Here is a 17,507-nt window from a genome sequence, read left to right on the forward strand (position 1 = left end):
ACTCTGGGGGGCTTTTTTATGGGTGTAAGAACGGGTTACTTTGATTTGACCATTTTTTGGGCTTGCTCGGCGGCAGCTCTTGCTTCCAGATCTCGGGGGGCAAATCCGAAGGGGTTATTAGGCCATTTGCCGGCGCGCAGCAAAACCCATAAGCCCATAAAAATCAGCGGAATACTGAGGATCTGGCCCATGTTCAGCACCATTCCGCTTTCAAAGTCAGACTGGTCTTCCTTGAGAAACTCCACCAGAAAGCGGAAGGTGAACAGCAGCACCACAAATAAGCCGAACAATTGCCCCCTGGGGGTCTTTTCCTTCGTGCGGTTCCACATCAGGTACAGCAGCACCAGCAGAAACACGCAGAACAGCGACTCATAAATCTGGGTTGGATGGCGCGGAACGGCTACGCCGTTCACCAGGTGCTCCGTGTCGCGCACGAACTTAAAGGCCCAAGGCACCGTGGTTTCGTGGCCGAAAATTTCGGAGTTGAACAGGTTGCCTAAACGGATGAGCGCCCCGCCCAGCGCCACCACAATCACAATCCGGTCGAGGGTCCAGAGGTAGTCGAACTTATTATTGCGACTAAACAGCCACACCGCCAATAAGATACCGAGCGTAGCGCCGTGGCTGGCCAGTCCGCCTTCCCATATCTTGAGAATATCGAGCGGGTGCGCCAGGTAATAGCCCGGATCATAAAACAAGCAATGTCCGAGGCGGGCGCCCACGATGGTGCCTACCAGCATATAAATCGTGATTACGTCGACCCACTGCGGCGATACGCGCTCGGAGCGGTAGATATGCGACAGCACGAAGGTGCCCAGCACGAAGCCAGACATAAACAGCAGGCCGTACCAGCGCAACGTGAGCGGTCCGATCTTAACAATTTCGGGCGCAACGTCCCAGGTAATGTAAGCGAGCAGCGAGGTCATGCGAAGGCGGAAGAGAGGTACACAGGCAAAGGTAGGAATTCAGCGTTGGCAAGAAAGCAACTCGAAATTGCGCTTCATTCGGAGCAAAACAAACGGTAGCGCCACTTAGAAATTATAGCGAAGCCAATTCCTGCGTGAAGCCACCGCTCAGAATAGGAAAGCGCAGCCAGGAACGCGGATCGACATTATAGTCGTCGAGGTGAAAAGCGGGCGCGTAGCGTTCGCGCTTCCATTGGTTGCGCGCCCACAGCGAGTAGAAGCGCTTAACGTAGGTTTTCAGCTGCTCAGGATCAGTTGTGGTTTCTTCGTGCACCAAGGTTGCCAACACCTGACGCGGACTGAGGCGGTCGTAAAAAGCCAGCCGCTCGATGCGGTTGAGCAACACGTACGGCATGAGGTCGCGCTCGTCGGTTTGCTTGTCTTCCAAGGGCCGCAGCTCAGCCGTGGGCTGCAAAGCATTCACGTGGCGTAAAGCCTGGTAGCCGAGTTCTTTTTCAGCCCAGCGCAGCCATTTCTTCACAAAATCTTTGTCGACGCCGGCAATGGGCGAAATGCTGCCGGCCGTGTCGCCATCCATGGTGCAATAGCCCACGGAAGCTTCGGAGCGGTTGGACGTGGTGAGCAGCAGGCAGTTTTGCACGTTAGCCAATAGCCAGATGCCGGGCGCCCGTACCCGCGCCTGAATGTTCTGCAAAGCCAAATCGTCGGTTTGCCACGTCAGCGGCCGCTTCAGAGCATGCTCAATTTTGGCCACATAGCCTTCTACTTCCCCATCGATAGTCCAATCAAAGAAAATGCCCCCCAGCTCGTCGGCCAGCTCCTTCGCCGACTGAAATGTATCATCGGAGGAGTTGACCGTACCTTGATAAGCGGTAGTAAGTAAGCGGCCTGTCAGCTTTTGATTGATTGATTTTTGCTCCTGATTCAGGAGGCTAAGGGAGGCATCTTTTGGACCGGGTGCATTCTGGTCGGGTACAGGCGCAACAGGGCCAGCTAGTGTCGCTATTTCTTCAGCAGTAAAACAACCAGCGCGGCGCATAAACTCGGCCGTGCCCAGCTCCGCGGTACCCAAACGCACCATTTCGGCCACGGCTACAGCGCACATACAGGAGTCGGCGCCGCCACTGAGGGAAAGCACAAACCCACGGCTGCGCGCCTTCCGCATATAATCAAACAGGGCTAAGCTCAGAGCCTGATTCAGCTCGCGGTACTCATCGGGCGCCGGCAGGGGCACAACATCCGTGGGGGGCAAATCAGCACCAAAATCAACATCTGTGCACTCCAGATCTACTTCTTTGAAACTCAGCAGCTGGTTACGGAGCAGCAAATGCCCATTGCGCGCCACCAGTATTTCGCCATCGTAAATGATACGACCGGCTTCATTACCGAGCAGATTAGCGTAGAGGTACGTGCAATTATACTTGCGCGAAGCCTGTAGTACGAGCTGGTAGCGTACATCGGTCTTACTCATCGCAAAATGGCTGGCCGATGGATTCACAATGAGCTGCACGCCTCGCTCCATCAACCGGCCAGCGGGCCGATCAGCAGCCGGGCGCCACGCATCCTCGCATATCTCGAAGCCAAAACGTACGCCTTGGTGCTCGAAAACCAAATCTCCCAAAGGCCATTGCTCGCCTTGCCACTCAATGGTGGTGGTTTCGCCGGCTCGCCAGGAGTTGAAAAAGCGCGGCTCATAATGCACGCCGTCGTTGGCCAGAAACTGCTTGGCTGCAAAACCCAGAATTTCGCCGTCGCGCAGCACGGCGGCGGTGTTATATGTGCGCCCATCAATGCGCACGGGCAAGCCTACACAAACCAAAATGCCCGTCGTCCAAGGCCGGATTTGCTGTAGATATTCTAGTGCCGAGGCCGAAAGCCAGTCGCTCAGAAACAAGTCTTCGCACCCGTAGCCCGTCAGGCTTAGCTCCGGCAGGCATAGTAAATCGACACCGGCTGCCTTCGCTTGCTCAATAGCTTCGCGAATGGTACGCAGGTTATGGTGCCAGTCAAATGGAATCTGGTTGAGGGCAGCGCCAGCTAATCGCATGGAAAGAGAGAATAGTTTAGCCAACAACTACTTTTTGCCCCCCAGAGTTGTCTTAGCTGCCTAAAAGCGCTGATGTTGACAGCTATAGAAGCTACACGCCCAGGGCTGTAAGCGCGCGCTCAGCAGCTGTTTGCTCGGCCTGCTTCTTTGAGAGGCCCATGCCAGTTGCTACGGCTTCGTCGTCCACAAATACGGTAGCTGAAAACTCCATTACACCCCCCGTTTGGGGTTCGCCGGCTAGCTCGTAGCGAAGATGCTTCCCCTGACGCTGCGCCCACTCAATTAGCTTACTCTTGAAGTTAGCGGTCGTTGTGGTGAGCGACTTTACATCTACAAAAGGCTTAATCAAGCGCGCCAGCACGAATTTGCGAGCTGCCTTATAGCCCTGATCCAGATAAACGGCCCCCACTAAAGCCTCCAGGGCATTACCGTTTACGGAGCGGGAGCGCGCAGCCCGGCCCTGCGTTGGGTCGAGTTGGACTAGCTTATCCAACCCTATCTTCAGAGCCAGCACATTCAGGCTTTCACGATTTACAATACGGGAGCGCATTTCCGTGAGAAAGCCCTCCTGCTCGTAAGGATACTTGCGAAACAGGTACTCAGCCACAACGGTACCCAGCACGGCATCGCCCAGAAACTCCAGACGCTCATTGCTTTGAGTACGGCTCTTATCATTCTGCTGGCGCACCAATGAAGAGTGCGTGAACGCCAGCTGATACAGCCGAATATTATCCGGCGCTCGGCCTGTTACCGTGGCAATGGCCTGGCGAAAAGCCCTATCCTGCCCCAGCAACCGCCGGAAAAATCCGAACAGTGGAAGTGGCTGCCCCGGCCGCGTCATTAGCCTTGAAATTTGCGAAACAGAACCGAGGTATTGTGTCCACCAAAGCCAAAGGTATTGCTTAGTGTCACGTTTATATCCCGCTTTTGAGCTTCATTAAAAGTAAAATTCAAGCGCGGATCTAATTCTGGATCGGCAGTAAAATGGTTGATGGTGGGCGGAATCACACCATGCTGCAAAGCCAGAATACACGCAATTGCTTCAATACCACCAGCGCCGCCCAGTAAGTGGCCGGTCATGCTTTTGGTAGAGCTAATATTCAGGTTGTAAGCATGCTCACCGAATACCTTTTCAATGGCTTTCACCTCGGCACCATCGCCTAGAGGCGTGCTGGTACCATGGGTATTGATGTAATCTACATCCTCCGGGCCAATGCCAGCGTCACGCAGGGCATTTTGCATTACCAACACTACGCCGTTGCCTTCAGGGTCGGGAGCCGTGATGTGGTAAGCATCCGAAGACATACCGCCGCCGATAATCTCAGCATAGATTTTTGCCCCCCGAGCTACTGCGTGCTCATACGCTTCCAGAATGATAGCGCCACCACCTTCGCCCAGCACAAAGCCGTCGCGCTCCTTATCGTAGGGGCGAGAAGCCTGCTCGGGCGCGTCGTTGCGCTCACTCATAGCCTTTAGAGCGTTAAATCCACCTACGCCAGCTTCCGTAATAGCTGCTTCCGAGCCACCTGTTACCATTACATCGGCCAGATTGAGGCGGATGTAGTTGTAAGCAGCGACAATAGAATCGGACGACGACGCGCAAGCGGAAGTCGTTACGAAATTTGGCCCCCGGAACTTGTGGCGAATGGAAATATTGCCCGACGAGCTGTCGGCAATCATCTTCGGAATGAAGAAGGGATTGTAACGGGGTGTGCCGTCGCCCTTAGCGAAGCTGAAACACTCCTCTTGGAATGTCTTGAGGCCACCAATACCGGAACCCCAAATCACACCTACCCGGTCGCGGTCAACACCGTCCAGCAAGCCGGCATCCTTGATAGCTTCGTCGCTGGCAATGATGGCGAACTGCGTGAAGAAGTCCATTTTGCGGCCTTCCTTACGCTCGAAATAATCGTCCGGATTATATCCCTTGATTTCGCAGGCGAAATGGGTTTTGAACTTGCTGGCGTCAAAGCGGGTGATGGGCGCGGCACCACTTACGCCCCTCGACAAACCATCCCAATACTCGGTGACGGTTTTGCCAAGAGGCGTAAGGGCACCAAGGCCGGTCACAACAACTCTCCGAAGAGACATAGGCTAACGGGAGAAATTAAAAAGCAAAACGGCCGGCGGCGGGCCGGCCGGTAAGCAATAGAACGGGTAACAGCTACAAAGCCGTCAGGTTATTTGGCGTGCTCCTCGAGGTAGCTGATAGCTTGACCCACGGTGGCGATGTTCTCGGCCTGATCGTCGGGGATAGACACGTTGAATTCTTTTTCGAACTCCATAATCAATTCGACAGTATCGAGCGAATCAGCGCCCAGATCGTTGGTGAAGCTAGCTTCTGGAGTTACTTCCGAGGCTTCAACGCCAAGCTTGTCAATGATAATGGCTTTTACTTTTTCTGCAATTTCAGACATTTCCGTGGGGGTTTAGAGAAAACTCGGCACAAATAACACTAACTTCCCTAACATTGTCAAACCAACCACCCCTAATCTTGCAGGTACAAGATTACGGCCGAGCCAGTTCCCATTGGCCTCTGCAGTCCGTTGTTTTGTTCTGCTTAAGCCCGCAAGCACCCTATGAAAATGCTAACGCTGGACGTTGAGTATGACTGTGATTTTGAACTGTTTGGCCTCGTTTCATCGAGCCGGGAACATACCTTGGCCTGGACGCTGAATCAGGCCCTACGGTTGCGCTTGGTGAAGCAGCAAGACCTGATATATGACCTGCTAACAAAGGGCCGTTTAGTTATCAGCAATTATTTGTACGCCACTGAAACGCTTACTTTGCGCCTGCTGCGCAACCGCTCCGTGGACCCATCGCCATTGAAAAAGCCTTTTCTTGCTCCCGATATTAAGGAGTACGATTATCTGCTGCAGGTTAGCAATGGTTCGGGCGCCTTGGCAGCCAGCGAATTGATAGAGCAGCTTACGGCCTTACCTGCTGTTCAGTACGTATGTCAGTTCGATCCTAATGAATTGAAGTTTAAAGAAAACCTGCTGTTTTGAATAAGTAACACCAAGCTCCAGCTTGGTGTCTTGCTCACAAACATCATTCAAATTGCCCCCCAACTTACTGTTTAACGATTCACCAAGCTGGAGCTTGGTGCTACCTGCTTATGGAACCTCGTCCGCATTTCAATAAAACCAAAATTGTGGCCACTGTTGGCCCCGCCTCTAGCTCTTACGAACGCTTGGGTACGCTCATCCGTGAGGGTGTGGACGTGTTTCGCCTCAACTTCTCGCACGGCGCTTACGAGGATCATCTGGCGGTAATCAACAATGTGCGTCGCCTGAACAAGGATATACGCACAAATGTGGGCTTACTGCAAGACTTACAGGGCCCCAAAATTCGTCTTGGCGACGTAGAAGGTGGCGGTGTTGAGATAAAGCCTGGCGATAAGATTAAGCTGGTGTGCGGAGAAAAAGAAATCAGCACAGCTACGCGCTTAAGCACTATTTATATGGGTCTGGCTCGCGATGTGAAGCCTGGCGATATGATTCTGATTGACGACGGCAAAATTGAACTGCGCGTGCTAGCTACCGACCGTGAGCAGGAGGTAGATGTGGAAGTAGTATACGGAGGCCTTGTGAAGCCGCGCAAAGGGATTAACCTGCCTGACTCGGACGTATCAGCGCCTTCGATGACTGAGAAGGACATCGAGGACTTGAAATTCGGGCTGGAGCACGATGTGGATTGGGTTGCCCTTTCATTCGCACGTCGGGCCGAGGATATCCGCTTTATTAAGTCGTTGATTGCAGAAAGTGGTAAGCAGACGCGCGTGGTTGCGAAAATCGAAACACCGGAGGCCCTACGCAACATCGACGAGATCATTGCGCTGACAGATGCTGTTATGGTAGCCCGTGGTGACCTTGGTGTGGAAATCAATGGTGGCGAGGTGCCGCTGGCGCAGAAGATGATTATTGAGAAGTGCAATAAGCTCGGTAAGCCAGTCATCGTAGCTACTCAGATGATGGAGAGTATGATTACTAACCCTCGCCCAACGCGTGCGGAAACCAATGACGTGGCCAACGCTGTGCTCGATGGAGCTGATGCCCTTATGCTATCCGCTGAAACAGCTGTTGGTGAATATCCGGTGGAGGTTATCCGATCGATGGTGAATACCGTTCGGAGTGTTGAAACTCATGCTCACAATATTTTCCACCGCTTCCATCCTATCGACCCAGCCGCACCGTCCTTTATGGTTGACAGCGTCCTGTCAGCGGCTGTTCACCTGGCCCGCAATACGAAAGCCAGTGCCATCACCGGTCTGACCCACCGCGGCTACACGGCTTTCCAAATCGCCAAATACCGTCCTAAAGCCGATATTTTCGTCTTCACCGACACACGCGACCTGCTGACGGTCTTAAGTCTGGTGTGGGGCGTACGCGCTTTCTACTACGACCGTATGGTGAGCACCGATAATACCGTTTCTGACATTAAGTACGTCCTCACCACTACTGGTAACCTTAAGCCAGGGGATGTATTTATTAATACTGCTTCTATGCCTATCAACGAGAAAGGCAAAACAAACATGGTGAAGGTGAGCGTGGCCTAAACTAGGAAAGCAAAAACGGAAGCTGAGCGCACCATCTCAGCTTCCGTTTATAGCTTAGCTTAATAGAAACATGAAAAGGCCCTGCACTTGCGCGCAGGGCCTTTTCTATAAAAGAGCAGAAAGCCTCTTAACTAAATTAAGCGGCAGCCAGCGAGTTCACGAACTTGGTCAGGCTCGACTTGTTGTTAGCCGCCTTGTTCTTGTGAATGATGTTCTTCTTGGCCAGACGATCCAGCATCGACGATACTTTCTTCAGCAGCTCTTGTGCTTCGGTAGCATCGGTGGCAGCGCGCAGCTTCTTGATAGCGGTGCGGGTAGATTTGGCCTGGTAACGGTTCAACACGCGCTTGGCTTCGTTGGAACGGATGCGCTTGAGGGCCGATTTATGATTCGCCATGGTATGGAAATAGTGACGTTCTGCTCGATTTAAATTTCAGTTCGGGTGGCAAAGGTAAGGCTTTTGATATAAATACCAAATACCCCCCTCTCACTTTCTCTGTGTATTGGAGTATCCGCAATACACAAAACGTGCCCTGCCGGATCATAATGGTATGCATGACGAACTTTTTCTTTCAATTATATTTTAAGAAGTGGATTTTGTCTATTTTAGAGTAACACCGCCGGGCAAACGCCATTCTATAACTTTTTGGTCATGCCGCTTATTCAACACTCGCGCTATCAGCCGCCGTTTTACATGTTTAACGGCCATTTGCAGACCATTGTGCCCAGTCTGTGGCGCACGGTGCCCGATGTACGCTATCAGCGCGAACGGGTGGAAACCGACGATGGTGACTTCTTGGACCTTGACTGGTCGAGAGTAGCGGAAGGGAAAGCGGCTGACACGTTGACTATCGTCTCGCATGGGCTCGAGGGCGACGCTGGCCGGCCTTATGTGCGTGGAATGGTGCGTGCTCTCAACCGTGCTGGTTTCGATGCCTTAGCGTGGAATTACCGTAGCTGTAGCGGCGAGATGAACCGACTGCTCCGCTCCTACCACCTCGGCGACACCGACGATCTTGATTTTGTGGTGCGCTATGCCTTGGGCGTTGGCCATTACAGCCGGGTGTATCTCACGGGCTTCTCTGCTGGCGGCAATGTAACCCTAAAATATCTTGGAGAAAAGGCTGATCGTGTACCTGCTCAGGTACAGCGCGCTGCTGTGTTTTCGGTGCCAACTGATCTAAAGTCTAGCTCTCAGCATATCGCCCGCCCCGAAAACCGAGTGTATCTAAACCGATTTTTAAAAACGTTGCGAGCTAAGATGCGCCAAAAGGCTGAATTACTGCCGGGACAAGTGGATATTGAAAACTTGGAGGAGTTACGCGACTTTGTGCAGTTTGATGACCGCTTCACGGCTCCTATGCATGGATTCAAATCGGCCGACGATTACTATGAGCACTCCAGTTCAGGCCGCTATATCGAGCATATTCGAGTGCCTACCCTTATTGTGAACGCCGAAAACGACCCATTTTTGCCCCCCGCCTGCTTCCCCCGCGACGCGGCCGCAAATAGTCAATTCGTGTTTTTGGAAACGCCCCGCGAGGGTGGCCACGTAGGGTTCCCCGAGGGTACTCCGGATGGCAACTACTATTCGGAGCGACGCGCTATTGAATTTTTGACTGCGGAAGTGCCAGCTTAAGCAAGATGAAGTGCCATACACCTATACAGTAGTTGCGGGCACGAAAACAACTTTCTTCGTCTCGAAAAACTCTTCCGCGAAATAGTCGCTCAGATCAAATAATGTGGCAGGCAGGCCTGCTTCGGCTATTTCTTCTGTCAAATCGCCGCCTTTTAGATAGTACAGGCCACTGGTAGCGTCGCCGGTGCGCTTGTAGCGCTGCGCAATCCAGGTGTGAAAGGTGGAGAGGCGAGCTACGGCCCGGCTCACCACGTGGTCAAATTTATGGCGTACCTGTTCAGCGCGGGTTTGCTCTGCTGTGACGTTGTTCAGATGCAAAGCCAGCGCCATTTCCTGCACGGCGTGAATCTTCTTGCCAATGCTATCAACGAGGTGAAATTTCACTTCAGGAAATAAGATGGCTAGCGGCAAGCCCGGCAGACCACCACCAGTGCCCACGTCCAGAACTGAGCTACCAGGCGCAAACTCTACCACTTTCGCAATACCCAAGGAGTGCAGCAAGTGTCGCTCTTCTAAGTTCGCTACATCCGTGCGCGCTACCAGATTCAGGCGCTCATTCCAGCTCCTGAACTCGACTTCGAGTTGCTGAAAACGCTGCCGCTGCTGGTCGGTAAGGTGCGGAAAATAATGGTTAATCAGGTCCATAGGGGGCAAAACTACAATGATGGCACGTGTGGTACTACGACTTTTTTGGTCGTAGTACCACTATTGTTAAACGACGCACACTTAAGCAAACAGCAACAACGATAGTGGTATTACAACTTTAGAGTCGTAGGATCACCCGGATACAATAAAAAAGCCCCCCAGAATTACTCTGGGGGGCTTTTTTTTACTAAATGATGTGCTTCTTGTTCTTCACCATGTCATACAGCAGCTCGCGGGCGCGGTGTAGCTGGGCTTTCACGGTGCCGAGCGGGGCTTTTAGCTCGGTGGCAATTTCTTCGTAGCTCAGCTCATCGAAGTAGCGCAACGTTACGAGGCGCTGATATTTATCGGGCAGCCGTGACACCACGTGCTGCATGATTTCGATTTTCTGGTTCTTAATGGCCGACTCCTGCGGGTTCAGGTTCTGGTCGCGGAAGTCGATGGTGATTTCGTCGCCGTTGTCAATCTTGATGGCCGAGTCGATGGACATCGTCTTGATCTTATTCTTGCGAATAAAGTCGATGCAGTTGTTGGTGGCTATGCGGAACAGCCAGGTACTGAAGGCGTACTCCGGGTTAAACTTGTGCAGGTTGCGGAATGCTTTGGCGAATGCCTCGATGGTTAAGTCCTCGGCGTCGTCGGGGTTGCGTACCATCTTTAGCACTACGTGGTACACAGGCTTCTTGTAAATCTGCATCAGCTCGGCGTAGGCTTTTTCGTCGCCCTGCTCAACGGCGGCTCGAATTAGCTTGAAGTCATGCTTGGCTTTGGCGGAGAATTGTTTCTGTATTTCCTGGTTGTTTACTTCCATCGGAGGGTGCGGTAGAGGAACAGTGAAATTCCCAGAGCGAGATAATTTAAAAAATAAACTGCGTCCAGAACTGGTAACAGCCAAAAAGGCAGACGGTCGGCTAAATGACGGCCGAGCTGAGCGTAGGTTGCGCTCATCGCCCCCGTGCGCACTGCCCATATGACGGCCAAAGGTATCCAATCGGGCCGGGAAAATACGAGCAAAGTTGCTGTGAAATAAAAAAGTAGATTAGTACCAATAAACGTTCCAATTCGGACCTTATCTTTCCATGAGTAGCGTGGCCCGGCCGACAAATGACGCCGCTTTTGCCGCCACCACGCCGCCCATGTCTGGGCCGGCCAACTCACGGTTTGGGCTTCTGGCCGCGTCTGCACGGCCACTCGCTGCCCTTGAGCCACGGCGTCCTGCACCAGCAAGTCGTCGTCACCGCCCAGGCGCCGCAAGTGCGACGCAAATCCTTTGGTAGCCTGAAAACAGCTTTTGGTGTAAGCCAGATTTCGCCCTACTCCCATATAGGGATTCCCTCGCCACGCGAACGACAGATACTGTGCGCCGGTCAGCAAGGTTTCAAACCGAATCAGCTTATTCAGAAAGCCCGGCGCCGGCGCATACGCTGAATAGCCGAGTACTAGGTCGGCGGGCTCAGCAAAGCCTTGTTGCATAGCGCTAATCCAATGATTTGTAGCCGGCCAGCAGTCAGCGTCGGTAAAAAGCAGGTGTTCGTAGCGGGCAACTTTAATACCCAGTGTAAGAGCATATTTCTTCGGCGACAGGTCGGCAGGCGTGGTCAGTACCGACACGAGTCGTATGTGCGGATAAAGCTGGGTGAATTGCTGAATTAAGCCGGCGGTACCGTCGTTGGAGCGGTCGTCAACTACGATTATCTCGAAGCCTGCCGGATATTCTTGCTGTACTAAAAGCGGCAGCAGATGGCGTAGGTTTTTCAGCTCATTGTGAGCACATACCACCACCGAAACCGGCTCGGCATCCTCGGCCGGTCCACTTGCAATAGGGCGGCGGGTGAAAGGCAGAAAATAATAGCCGGCGTAATAGAGCTGAACCAGCGCGCATGCCAGCAGCAGCCAAACCGCGGGCGAAAAAGGCAGTGACAAGGCGCGGGGGGTCAGTGGGGGGCAAAATTAGGTATTAATCACGGGCAGCGGGCTACCTTTGTAGTCAGGAGTTAGGAGCTGGAAGCGAGGAGTTAGGAGCCAGAAAGAATACTGGCGACCAATCTCCGGCTTCTACCTCCTAACTCCTCGCTTCTAGCTCCTTTCTAAATGACCTTCGATTTAGTAGCCCACGATCCGCAGACCAAAGCCCGCGCCGGCGTGGTACATACTGCCCACGGCGCCATCGAGACGCCCATCTTTATGCCCGTTGGCACGGCTGGCACCGTGAAAGCCGTGCAGCAGCGTGACCTCACCAACGACGTGCAAGCCCAGATTATCCTCGGCAATACCTACCATCTGTACCTGCGACCCGGCCTCGACATCCTGCGCCAAGCTGGTGGCCTGCACAAGTTCAACGGCTGGGACCGGCCCATCCTCACCGATAGCGGCGGCTACCAAGTGTATTCCCTGAGCAACACACGCAAGATCAAGGAAGAGGGCGTCAAGTTTCGCTCCCATATTGATGGCTCCCAGCATTTGTTTTCGCCAGAGGGCGTGATGGACATTCAGCGTACGATTGGGGCCGATATTATCATGGCCTTCGACGAGTGCACGCCGTGGCCCTGCGAGTACGACTACGCTCGCCGCTCCCTGGATATGACGCACCGCTGGCTCACGCGCTGCATTCAGCGCTTCGACAGCACCGAGGGCCACTACGGCTACGAGCAGACGCTTTTTCCCATTGTGCAGGGCAGCACCTTCAAAGATTTGCGCATCAAGTCAGCGGAGTTTATAGCTGAGCAGCAGCGCGAAGGCAACGCCATCGGCGGCCTGAGCGTGGGCGAGCCGGCCGAGCTGATGTATGAGATGACCGAGCTGGTCTGCGATATTTTGCCCCCCGACAAGCCGCGCTACCTGATGGGCGTAGGTACGCCGGCCAATATTCTGGAGAACATTGCGCTGGGCGTGGATATGTTTGACTGTGTGATGCCTACGCGCAACGCCCGCAACGGCATGCTGTTTACCACGCAGGGCATCATCAACATCACCAATAAGAAGTGGGCCACCGACTTTGAGCCGATTGATGCCGAACTTGGGGGCTACGTAAGTACGTTTTATACGCGCGCTTACGTTCGGCATTTATTCCAAAGCCAGGAAATGCTGGGTCCGCAGATTGCGTCTATTCACAACCTTACGTTCTACCTCTGGCTGGTGAAGCAGGCGCGAGCCCATATCATCGCCGGCACCTTCCGGGAGTGGAAAGAGAAGATGGTGAAACAAGTAATGACCCGCCTCTAATTCAATTAGCATTTAACAGTGAGCAATACCGTTCTAATTCATCACTGTTCCTGTTCATTGCTAAATGTTAATTGATTGATCCGTGAAACTCCTCGATAAGTACATCCTCAAAAAATTCCTGACCGCGTTTCTGTTCACGGTGGTGATGTTGGTGGCTGTAATTTGTGTGATTGACTTCACCGAGAAGAACGACGATTTTATCAAGCATAATCTGCCGGCCAAGACGATTATCCTGGATTACTACGTCAATCTGTTTCCTTATTTCGCCAATCTTCTTTCGCCCATTACGGTCTTTATTGCCGTCGTTTTTGTGACGGCGCAGCTCGCGTCGCGCACCGAGATTGTGGCGATTCTGGCCAGTGGTATCAGTTTTCCTCGCCTGCTGGTGCCCTACGTGATGGGGGGCATTATTATCGGCGTGGCCACGTTTGGGCTGATCGGCTGGGTGATTCCGATTACCAGCAAGACGCGGGTAGAATTTGAGCGCAAGTACACGAAGCGGCAATTTCGCTTCGACCAGCGCAACGTGCATATCAAAGTAGGGCCGCGCAGCTACGCCTACATGGAAAGCTACGACAACACCAATAATATCGGCTACCGCTTCGCCTTGGAGGATATTGAGGGCACCACGCTCAAGCGCCGCCTCACCGCCGACGCCATTACCTGGGACTCGGTGAAACGCGCCTGGCGCCTCTCGCCCCAATTGGTGCGCACCTTCAGCGGGCAGAATGAAAGTCTCAAGTCTTATCCCGCCCGCGACACCACGCTCAACCTGTATCCCAAGGATTTTGCCAGCACCTACCGTCTGGCCGAAACGCTTACGCTGCCCGAGTTGAATCGCTTTATTCAGCAGAAAATAGACCGCGGCGCCAGCGACACCCAGACCTATCTGAGCGAGAAATACGAGCGTTACGCGTATCCTTTTGCCATTCTCATACTTACCGTTATCGGCGTTATTCTGAGCGCGGGCAAGTCGCGCAGCGGCGTGGGGGGCAAAATTGCGCTGGGCTTTGTGCTGGCTTTCATCTTTATCATCTTCGTGATTCTGAGCCGCAATCTGGCGGCGGTAGGCTCGTTATCGCCGTTACTGGCCGCCTGGATTCCCAGCATGGTGTTCACCGTAATCGGCTTTGTTTTGTATCGATTGGTGCCCAAATAAACAGGCGTTTATTACCGCCTCCCGATAAAAAAGCCCCCCAACCTATGCTCAAAGATTACCTGCGCCTACACTTTATTGTTTTGCTGTGGGGCTTCACGGCTATTCTGGGGAAGCTTATATCAGTGCCGCCGGTGGAGTTGGTTTTCTGGCGTACGCTGCTGGCTACCACGGGCTTAGGGCTGTTGCTTACCCTTAAAAAGCAAAGCGTGCGCATACCACTCGGTCAGGTCGTACGGCTGCTTAGTGTGGGCTCGTTGGTGGCCGTGCACTGGATTACCTTTTTCCTCGCCGCCCGCCTTTCGTCTGTGAGCGTGTGCCTGGCGGGCATGGCTACGCTGGCGCTCTGGACCTCGCTGCTGGAGCCCCTATTGCTGTGGCGCCGCATACGTGGCTACGAGGTTTTTCTGGGTTTGCTGACGATGGTGGGCCTGTATCTGGTGTCGCAGGCCGAGTTCGATCAGCTTCTGGGGTTGGCTGTTGCTATTCTCTCGGCGGGCTTGTCGGCGTTGTTTAGTGTGCTTAATGTCAAGCTGGTAAAGCAGCACTCGCCCCTGCGCCTGACGTTTTATGAGATGATGGGCGCCTGCTTATCCATCGTGCTGTTCTTCCCGATTTACAGTTTGTACTTTACCGAAGGCGCTGGCTTGCAGCTGGCCCTGGTTTCCTGGGATTGGCTGTGGCTGCTGGTGCTGGCTGGCGTATGCACCGTGTATGCTTTCTCGGCTTCAATTGAGCTGATGAAGCGCCTATCGGCTTTCGTTATCAACCTGACTACCAACCTGGAGCCCGTGTACGGCATCGTGCTGGCCGTTATCATTTTTGGGTCGGAAGAAAGGATGTCGGGGGGCTTTTATCTGGGTACGCTCGTCATTCTGTTCAGCGTCCTGATTCATCCCGTGCTCGACCAGTGGAATCAGCGGCGCCAGCGACCAGTTACCGTCGTGTAGATCCAGGTTTTTACAACACCCCGCTCCACACCAGATAATCGGACGCAACGGGCATGCTGGGGGGCATTTCTTTACCCGGAAACAGCCCATACACCGCCGAGCCCGAGCCTGACAGGCTAGCGTAAGCAGCACCGGCCTCGTACAATGCCGCCTTCAGCTCGCCCAATACCGGATAATGCGGGGTTAGGGCATCCTCAAAATCGTTGCTAACGGTATCGCGCCACGTTTCCATGGGCCGCGCCAGACTCGTGCGCAAATCGTGGCGCGGCGTTCGGGGGGTTACACGGGCGTAAGCTTCGGCCGTGCTGATGTGCAGATTTGGGTAGATAACCTTGCAGGCCACACCCGCCAAGCTTAGACTTATCGGCGCGAATACGTCGCCTTTTTCGTGGGCAAATACGGGTTTGTTTTGAATGAAGAAAGCACAGTCGCTGCCGAGGCGCCGGGCGTAATCTTCCAGCTTTGCGGGGGGCATTTTCAACTCAAACAACTCGTTCAGCGCCCGCAGCGCGAAGGCTGCATCGGCCGAGCCGCCACCTAAACCAGCGCCAATGGGCACTATTTTATGCAAATGCATCTGCACGGGGGACAAATTGAAATCGGCCCGCAGCAACTCGTAAGCCCGCCAGCACAGGTTGGTGTGAGGCTCGCCCGGAATGGGAATGCCAGTCAGCGCCAGCGAATCCGATTCGGCAGGCAGCACTTCCAACGCGTCGCTCCATGGCAGCGGCACGAATACCGATTCGAGGTCGCGAAAGCCGTCGGGGCGCAGGCCAGTGATGTATAGGCCAAGGTTGAGCTTAGCATTCGGAAAAACGAGCATAGAGAGTAGCGTTGGCGTTGACTGCCGGGTTCATCAGTTTGTTGGAAAAGCTTTAGCGCTTTCGAATCGTTGGCAGGAAATAAGCCAAGGCCCAAACCTACTTTAAACCACGAAAGCTTACGCTACGAACGCCCCAGAAAACAATAAATTTGCCTTAGCTCAACTCCTTCTTCTATGCCTCACCCGCCGCCCACCGATTGGTACCAAGCCTGGGGCAAGCGCCTGCTCGATGTGGTGCTGGCCGCGCCGCTGCTGCTGACCGCGCTGCCGCTGCTGCTGCTGGCGGGGGGCTTTTTGGCCGTGCAGAACGGGGGGCCATTTCTCTTCCGGCAGCAGCGCCCCGGCTTGGGTGGGGGGCTTTTTTGGCTGTATAAACTCCAGACCATGACCAGCCAGCGCGACGCTCACGGCCAGCTTCTGCCCGATGCCGCTCGGCTGCCGCGCCTAGGCCGCTGGCTGCGCGCTACTTCCATGGATGAGCTGCCCCAGCTTTGGAATGTGCTGCGCGGCGACCTGAGCCTGGTTGGCCCGCGGCCGCTGCTGCCGGATTATCTGCCGTTGTACTCACCCGAGCAGGCCCGGCGCCACAGCGTGCGCCCCGGCCTGACGGGCTGGGCCCAAGTAAACGGGCGCAACACGATCAGCTGGGAGCAGAAATTCGTTTACGACGTATGGTACGTTGAACGCGTATCTTGGCGCTTGGACCTGCTTATTTTAGCGCGCACTGTGCGTCGGGTGCTTGGTGCTCAAGGCATTAATGCTCCCGGTCAAGCCACCACCGAAGCCTTCCGTGGCTCCCCCGCTCCCACCGTTGCCGACAATTCAGCCTCATGACCAAGCTTTTTTTCTCTGAATACGAAGAAACTGACCAGCATCCCATTACGCGTCCTTTGGCTATTTTCGGTGCCGGTGGGCTAGGCCGCGAAGTGCTGATGCTGATTCATCAGATCAACGCATACGAGCCCACCTGGCACATTACCGGGTTCTACGACGACGTGCGCCCTCCGGCAAATTCCATTCATGGAGTACCGTACTTAGGTACCGCCACCGACCTGAATGCCGTAACCGAGCCGCTGCACGTGACGATAGCTGTTGGAAACAGCCGGAGCCGGGCCAACGTGGTAGAAAGGCTTACATCGTCACAACTCTCCTTCGCTACGCTCGTTCACCCGGCGGTCGCCCGTGAGCCTTACCAACAGGTTGAGGTAGGCGTAGGCTGCATTATCAGCCAGGGCTGCATTCTCACTTGTGATATTGTGTTGGGCAAGCACGTGCTTCTCAATCTCGGCTGCACCATTGGCCACGATGCCGTATTAGGCGATTTTTGTTCGCTCATGCCGCACGCTAACATTGGCGGGGCAACTTACCTGGAAACGGGCGTTTATTTGGGTACCAATGCCACCGTTATCGACCGGGTGCGTGTGGGTGCCCACGCCATAATCGGGGCTGGAGCAGTAGCTGTCCGCGATTTGCCCCCCAGCTGCACTGCCGTTGGTGTTCCGGCCTCCGTGATTAAGAGGCACTCTGTTTGAGTGCTTACT

Annotated in this window: 18 protein-coding genes; 8 read left to right on the plus strand and 10 right to left on the minus strand. The window is 54.1% G+C overall.

The window, feature by feature from the left end; translation table 11 throughout:
- Positions 1-35 precede the first annotated feature (35 nt).
- The 5 genes from lgt to IEW06_RS13140 all read right to left on the minus strand — a co-directional run bounded on the left by lgt (position 36) and on the right by IEW06_RS13140 (position 5,390).
- Positions 36-926 (minus strand): prolipoprotein diacylglyceryl transferase, encoded by an 891-nt coding sequence (lgt, locus tag IEW06_RS13120; RefSeq protein ID WP_188548394.1) that lies wholly within the window; start codon positions 924-926, stop codon positions 36-38.
- 112 nt (positions 927-1,038) lie between these two features.
- Positions 1,039-2,973 carry an NAD(+) synthase gene (gene nadE, locus IEW06_RS13125; protein ID WP_188548395.1) on the minus strand — a complete coding sequence of 645 codons (1,935 nt, stop codon included), beginning with the start codon at positions 2,971-2,973 and terminating at the stop codon, positions 1,039-1,041.
- Between the two features lie 91 nt (positions 2,974-3,064).
- A complete protein-coding gene (gene rnc, locus IEW06_RS13130; protein WP_188548396.1) occupies positions 3,065-3,814 on the minus strand; it encodes a ribonuclease III in 750 nt (249 codons plus the stop codon).
- Positions 3,814-5,064 carry a beta-ketoacyl-ACP synthase II gene (gene fabF, locus IEW06_RS13135; protein WP_187732925.1) on the minus strand — a complete coding sequence of 417 codons (1,251 nt, stop codon included), beginning with the start codon at positions 5,062-5,064 and terminating at the stop codon, positions 3,814-3,816. Before fabF ends, rnc begins: the two co-directional genes overlap by 1 nt.
- Positions 5,065-5,153: 89 nt before the next feature.
- Positions 5,154-5,390 (minus strand): acyl carrier protein, encoded by a 237-nt coding sequence (locus IEW06_RS13140; protein WP_073109216.1) that lies wholly within the window; start codon positions 5,388-5,390, stop codon positions 5,154-5,156.
- Between the two features lie 162 nt (positions 5,391-5,552).
- Here IEW06_RS13140 and IEW06_RS13145 point away from each other — a divergent pair, with 162 nt between their 5' ends.
- Both IEW06_RS13145 and pyk read left to right on the plus strand, forming a co-directional pair.
- Entirely contained in the window at positions 5,553-5,981 is a 429-nt protein-coding gene (locus tag IEW06_RS13145) for an IPExxxVDY family protein (protein WP_187310620.1), read from the plus strand.
- 110 nt (positions 5,982-6,091) lie between these two features.
- A complete protein-coding gene (gene pyk, locus IEW06_RS13150) occupies positions 6,092-7,531 on the plus strand; it encodes a pyruvate kinase (protein WP_187732926.1) in 1,440 nt (479 codons plus the stop codon).
- A gap of 136 nt (positions 7,532-7,667) precedes the next feature.
- Here pyk and rpsT read toward each other — a convergent pair whose 3' ends face one another.
- Positions 7,668-7,928 (minus strand): 30S ribosomal protein S20, encoded by a 261-nt coding sequence (gene rpsT / locus IEW06_RS13155; protein ID WP_084444338.1) that lies wholly within the window; start codon positions 7,926-7,928, stop codon positions 7,668-7,670.
- 255 nt (positions 7,929-8,183) lie between these two features.
- Between rpsT and IEW06_RS13160 the strand changes: the two genes are divergently transcribed.
- Positions 8,184-9,170 (plus strand): YheT family hydrolase, encoded by a 987-nt coding sequence (locus IEW06_RS13160; protein ID WP_188548397.1) that lies wholly within the window; start codon positions 8,184-8,186, stop codon positions 9,168-9,170.
- 21 nt (positions 9,171-9,191) lie between these two features.
- Here the strand turns inward: IEW06_RS13160 and rsmG are convergent, their stop codons facing one another.
- The 3 genes from rsmG to IEW06_RS13175 all read right to left on the minus strand — a co-directional run bounded on the left by rsmG (position 9,192) and on the right by IEW06_RS13175 (position 11,738).
- Positions 9,192-9,815 (minus strand): 16S rRNA (guanine(527)-N(7))-methyltransferase RsmG, encoded by a 624-nt coding sequence (gene rsmG, locus IEW06_RS13165; RefSeq protein WP_187732927.1) that lies wholly within the window; start codon positions 9,813-9,815, stop codon positions 9,192-9,194.
- Positions 9,816-10,002: 187 nt separating this feature from the next.
- Entirely contained in the window at positions 10,003-10,626 is a 624-nt protein-coding gene (locus IEW06_RS13170; RefSeq protein WP_084444334.1) for an RNA polymerase sigma factor, read from the minus strand.
- Positions 10,617-11,738 carry a glycosyltransferase gene (locus IEW06_RS13175; RefSeq protein WP_187732928.1) on the minus strand — a complete coding sequence of 374 codons (1,122 nt, stop codon included), beginning with the start codon at positions 11,736-11,738 and terminating at the stop codon, positions 10,617-10,619. The genes IEW06_RS13170 and IEW06_RS13175 overlap by 10 nt, the downstream gene beginning before the upstream one ends.
- Positions 11,739-11,906: 168 nt before the next feature.
- Here IEW06_RS13175 and tgt point away from each other — a divergent pair, with 168 nt between their 5' ends.
- The 3 genes from tgt (at position 11,907) to IEW06_RS13190 (ending at position 15,143) form a co-directional block, all read left to right on the plus strand.
- The gene (gene tgt, locus IEW06_RS13180; RefSeq protein ID WP_187732929.1) at positions 11,907-13,037 is read left to right on the plus strand and encodes a tRNA guanosine(34) transglycosylase Tgt; all 1,131 of its coding nucleotides are present in this window, start codon (positions 11,907-11,909) and stop codon (positions 13,035-13,037) included.
- Between the two features lie 82 nt (positions 13,038-13,119).
- A complete protein-coding gene (locus IEW06_RS13185; protein WP_187732930.1) occupies positions 13,120-14,196 on the plus strand; it encodes an LptF/LptG family permease in 1,077 nt (358 codons plus the stop codon).
- Positions 14,197-14,240: 44 nt separating this feature from the next.
- Positions 14,241-15,143: a DMT family transporter gene (locus IEW06_RS13190; RefSeq protein ID WP_187732931.1), complete on the plus strand. Its 903-nt coding sequence runs from the start codon at positions 14,241-14,243 to the stop codon at positions 15,141-15,143.
- A gap of 10 nt (positions 15,144-15,153) precedes the next feature.
- Here the strand turns inward: IEW06_RS13190 and ispE are convergent, their stop codons facing one another.
- On the minus strand, positions 15,154-15,966 hold the full coding sequence (ispE, locus tag IEW06_RS13195) for a 4-(cytidine 5'-diphospho)-2-C-methyl-D-erythritol kinase (RefSeq protein ID WP_188548398.1): 813 nt from the start codon (positions 15,964-15,966) through the stop codon (positions 15,154-15,156).
- 174 nt (positions 15,967-16,140) lie between these two features.
- On the opposite strand from ispE, the gene IEW06_RS13200 reads away from it, so the two are divergent.
- Together IEW06_RS13200 and IEW06_RS13205 are read left to right on the plus strand one after the other, a co-directional pair.
- Positions 16,141-16,800 (plus strand): sugar transferase, encoded by a 660-nt coding sequence (locus IEW06_RS13200; RefSeq protein WP_187732932.1) that lies wholly within the window; start codon positions 16,141-16,143, stop codon positions 16,798-16,800.
- Positions 16,797-17,498 (plus strand): acetyltransferase, encoded by a 702-nt coding sequence (locus IEW06_RS13205; RefSeq protein WP_187732933.1) that lies wholly within the window; start codon positions 16,797-16,799, stop codon positions 17,496-17,498. Before IEW06_RS13200 ends, IEW06_RS13205 begins: the two co-directional genes overlap by 4 nt.
- The last annotated feature ends 9 nt before the right edge of the window (positions 17,499-17,507 follow it).

This window comes from Hymenobacter qilianensis (genome assembly GCF_014638675.1).
Lineage (GTDB): Bacteria > Bacteroidota > Bacteroidia > Cytophagales > Hymenobacteraceae > Hymenobacter > Hymenobacter qilianensis.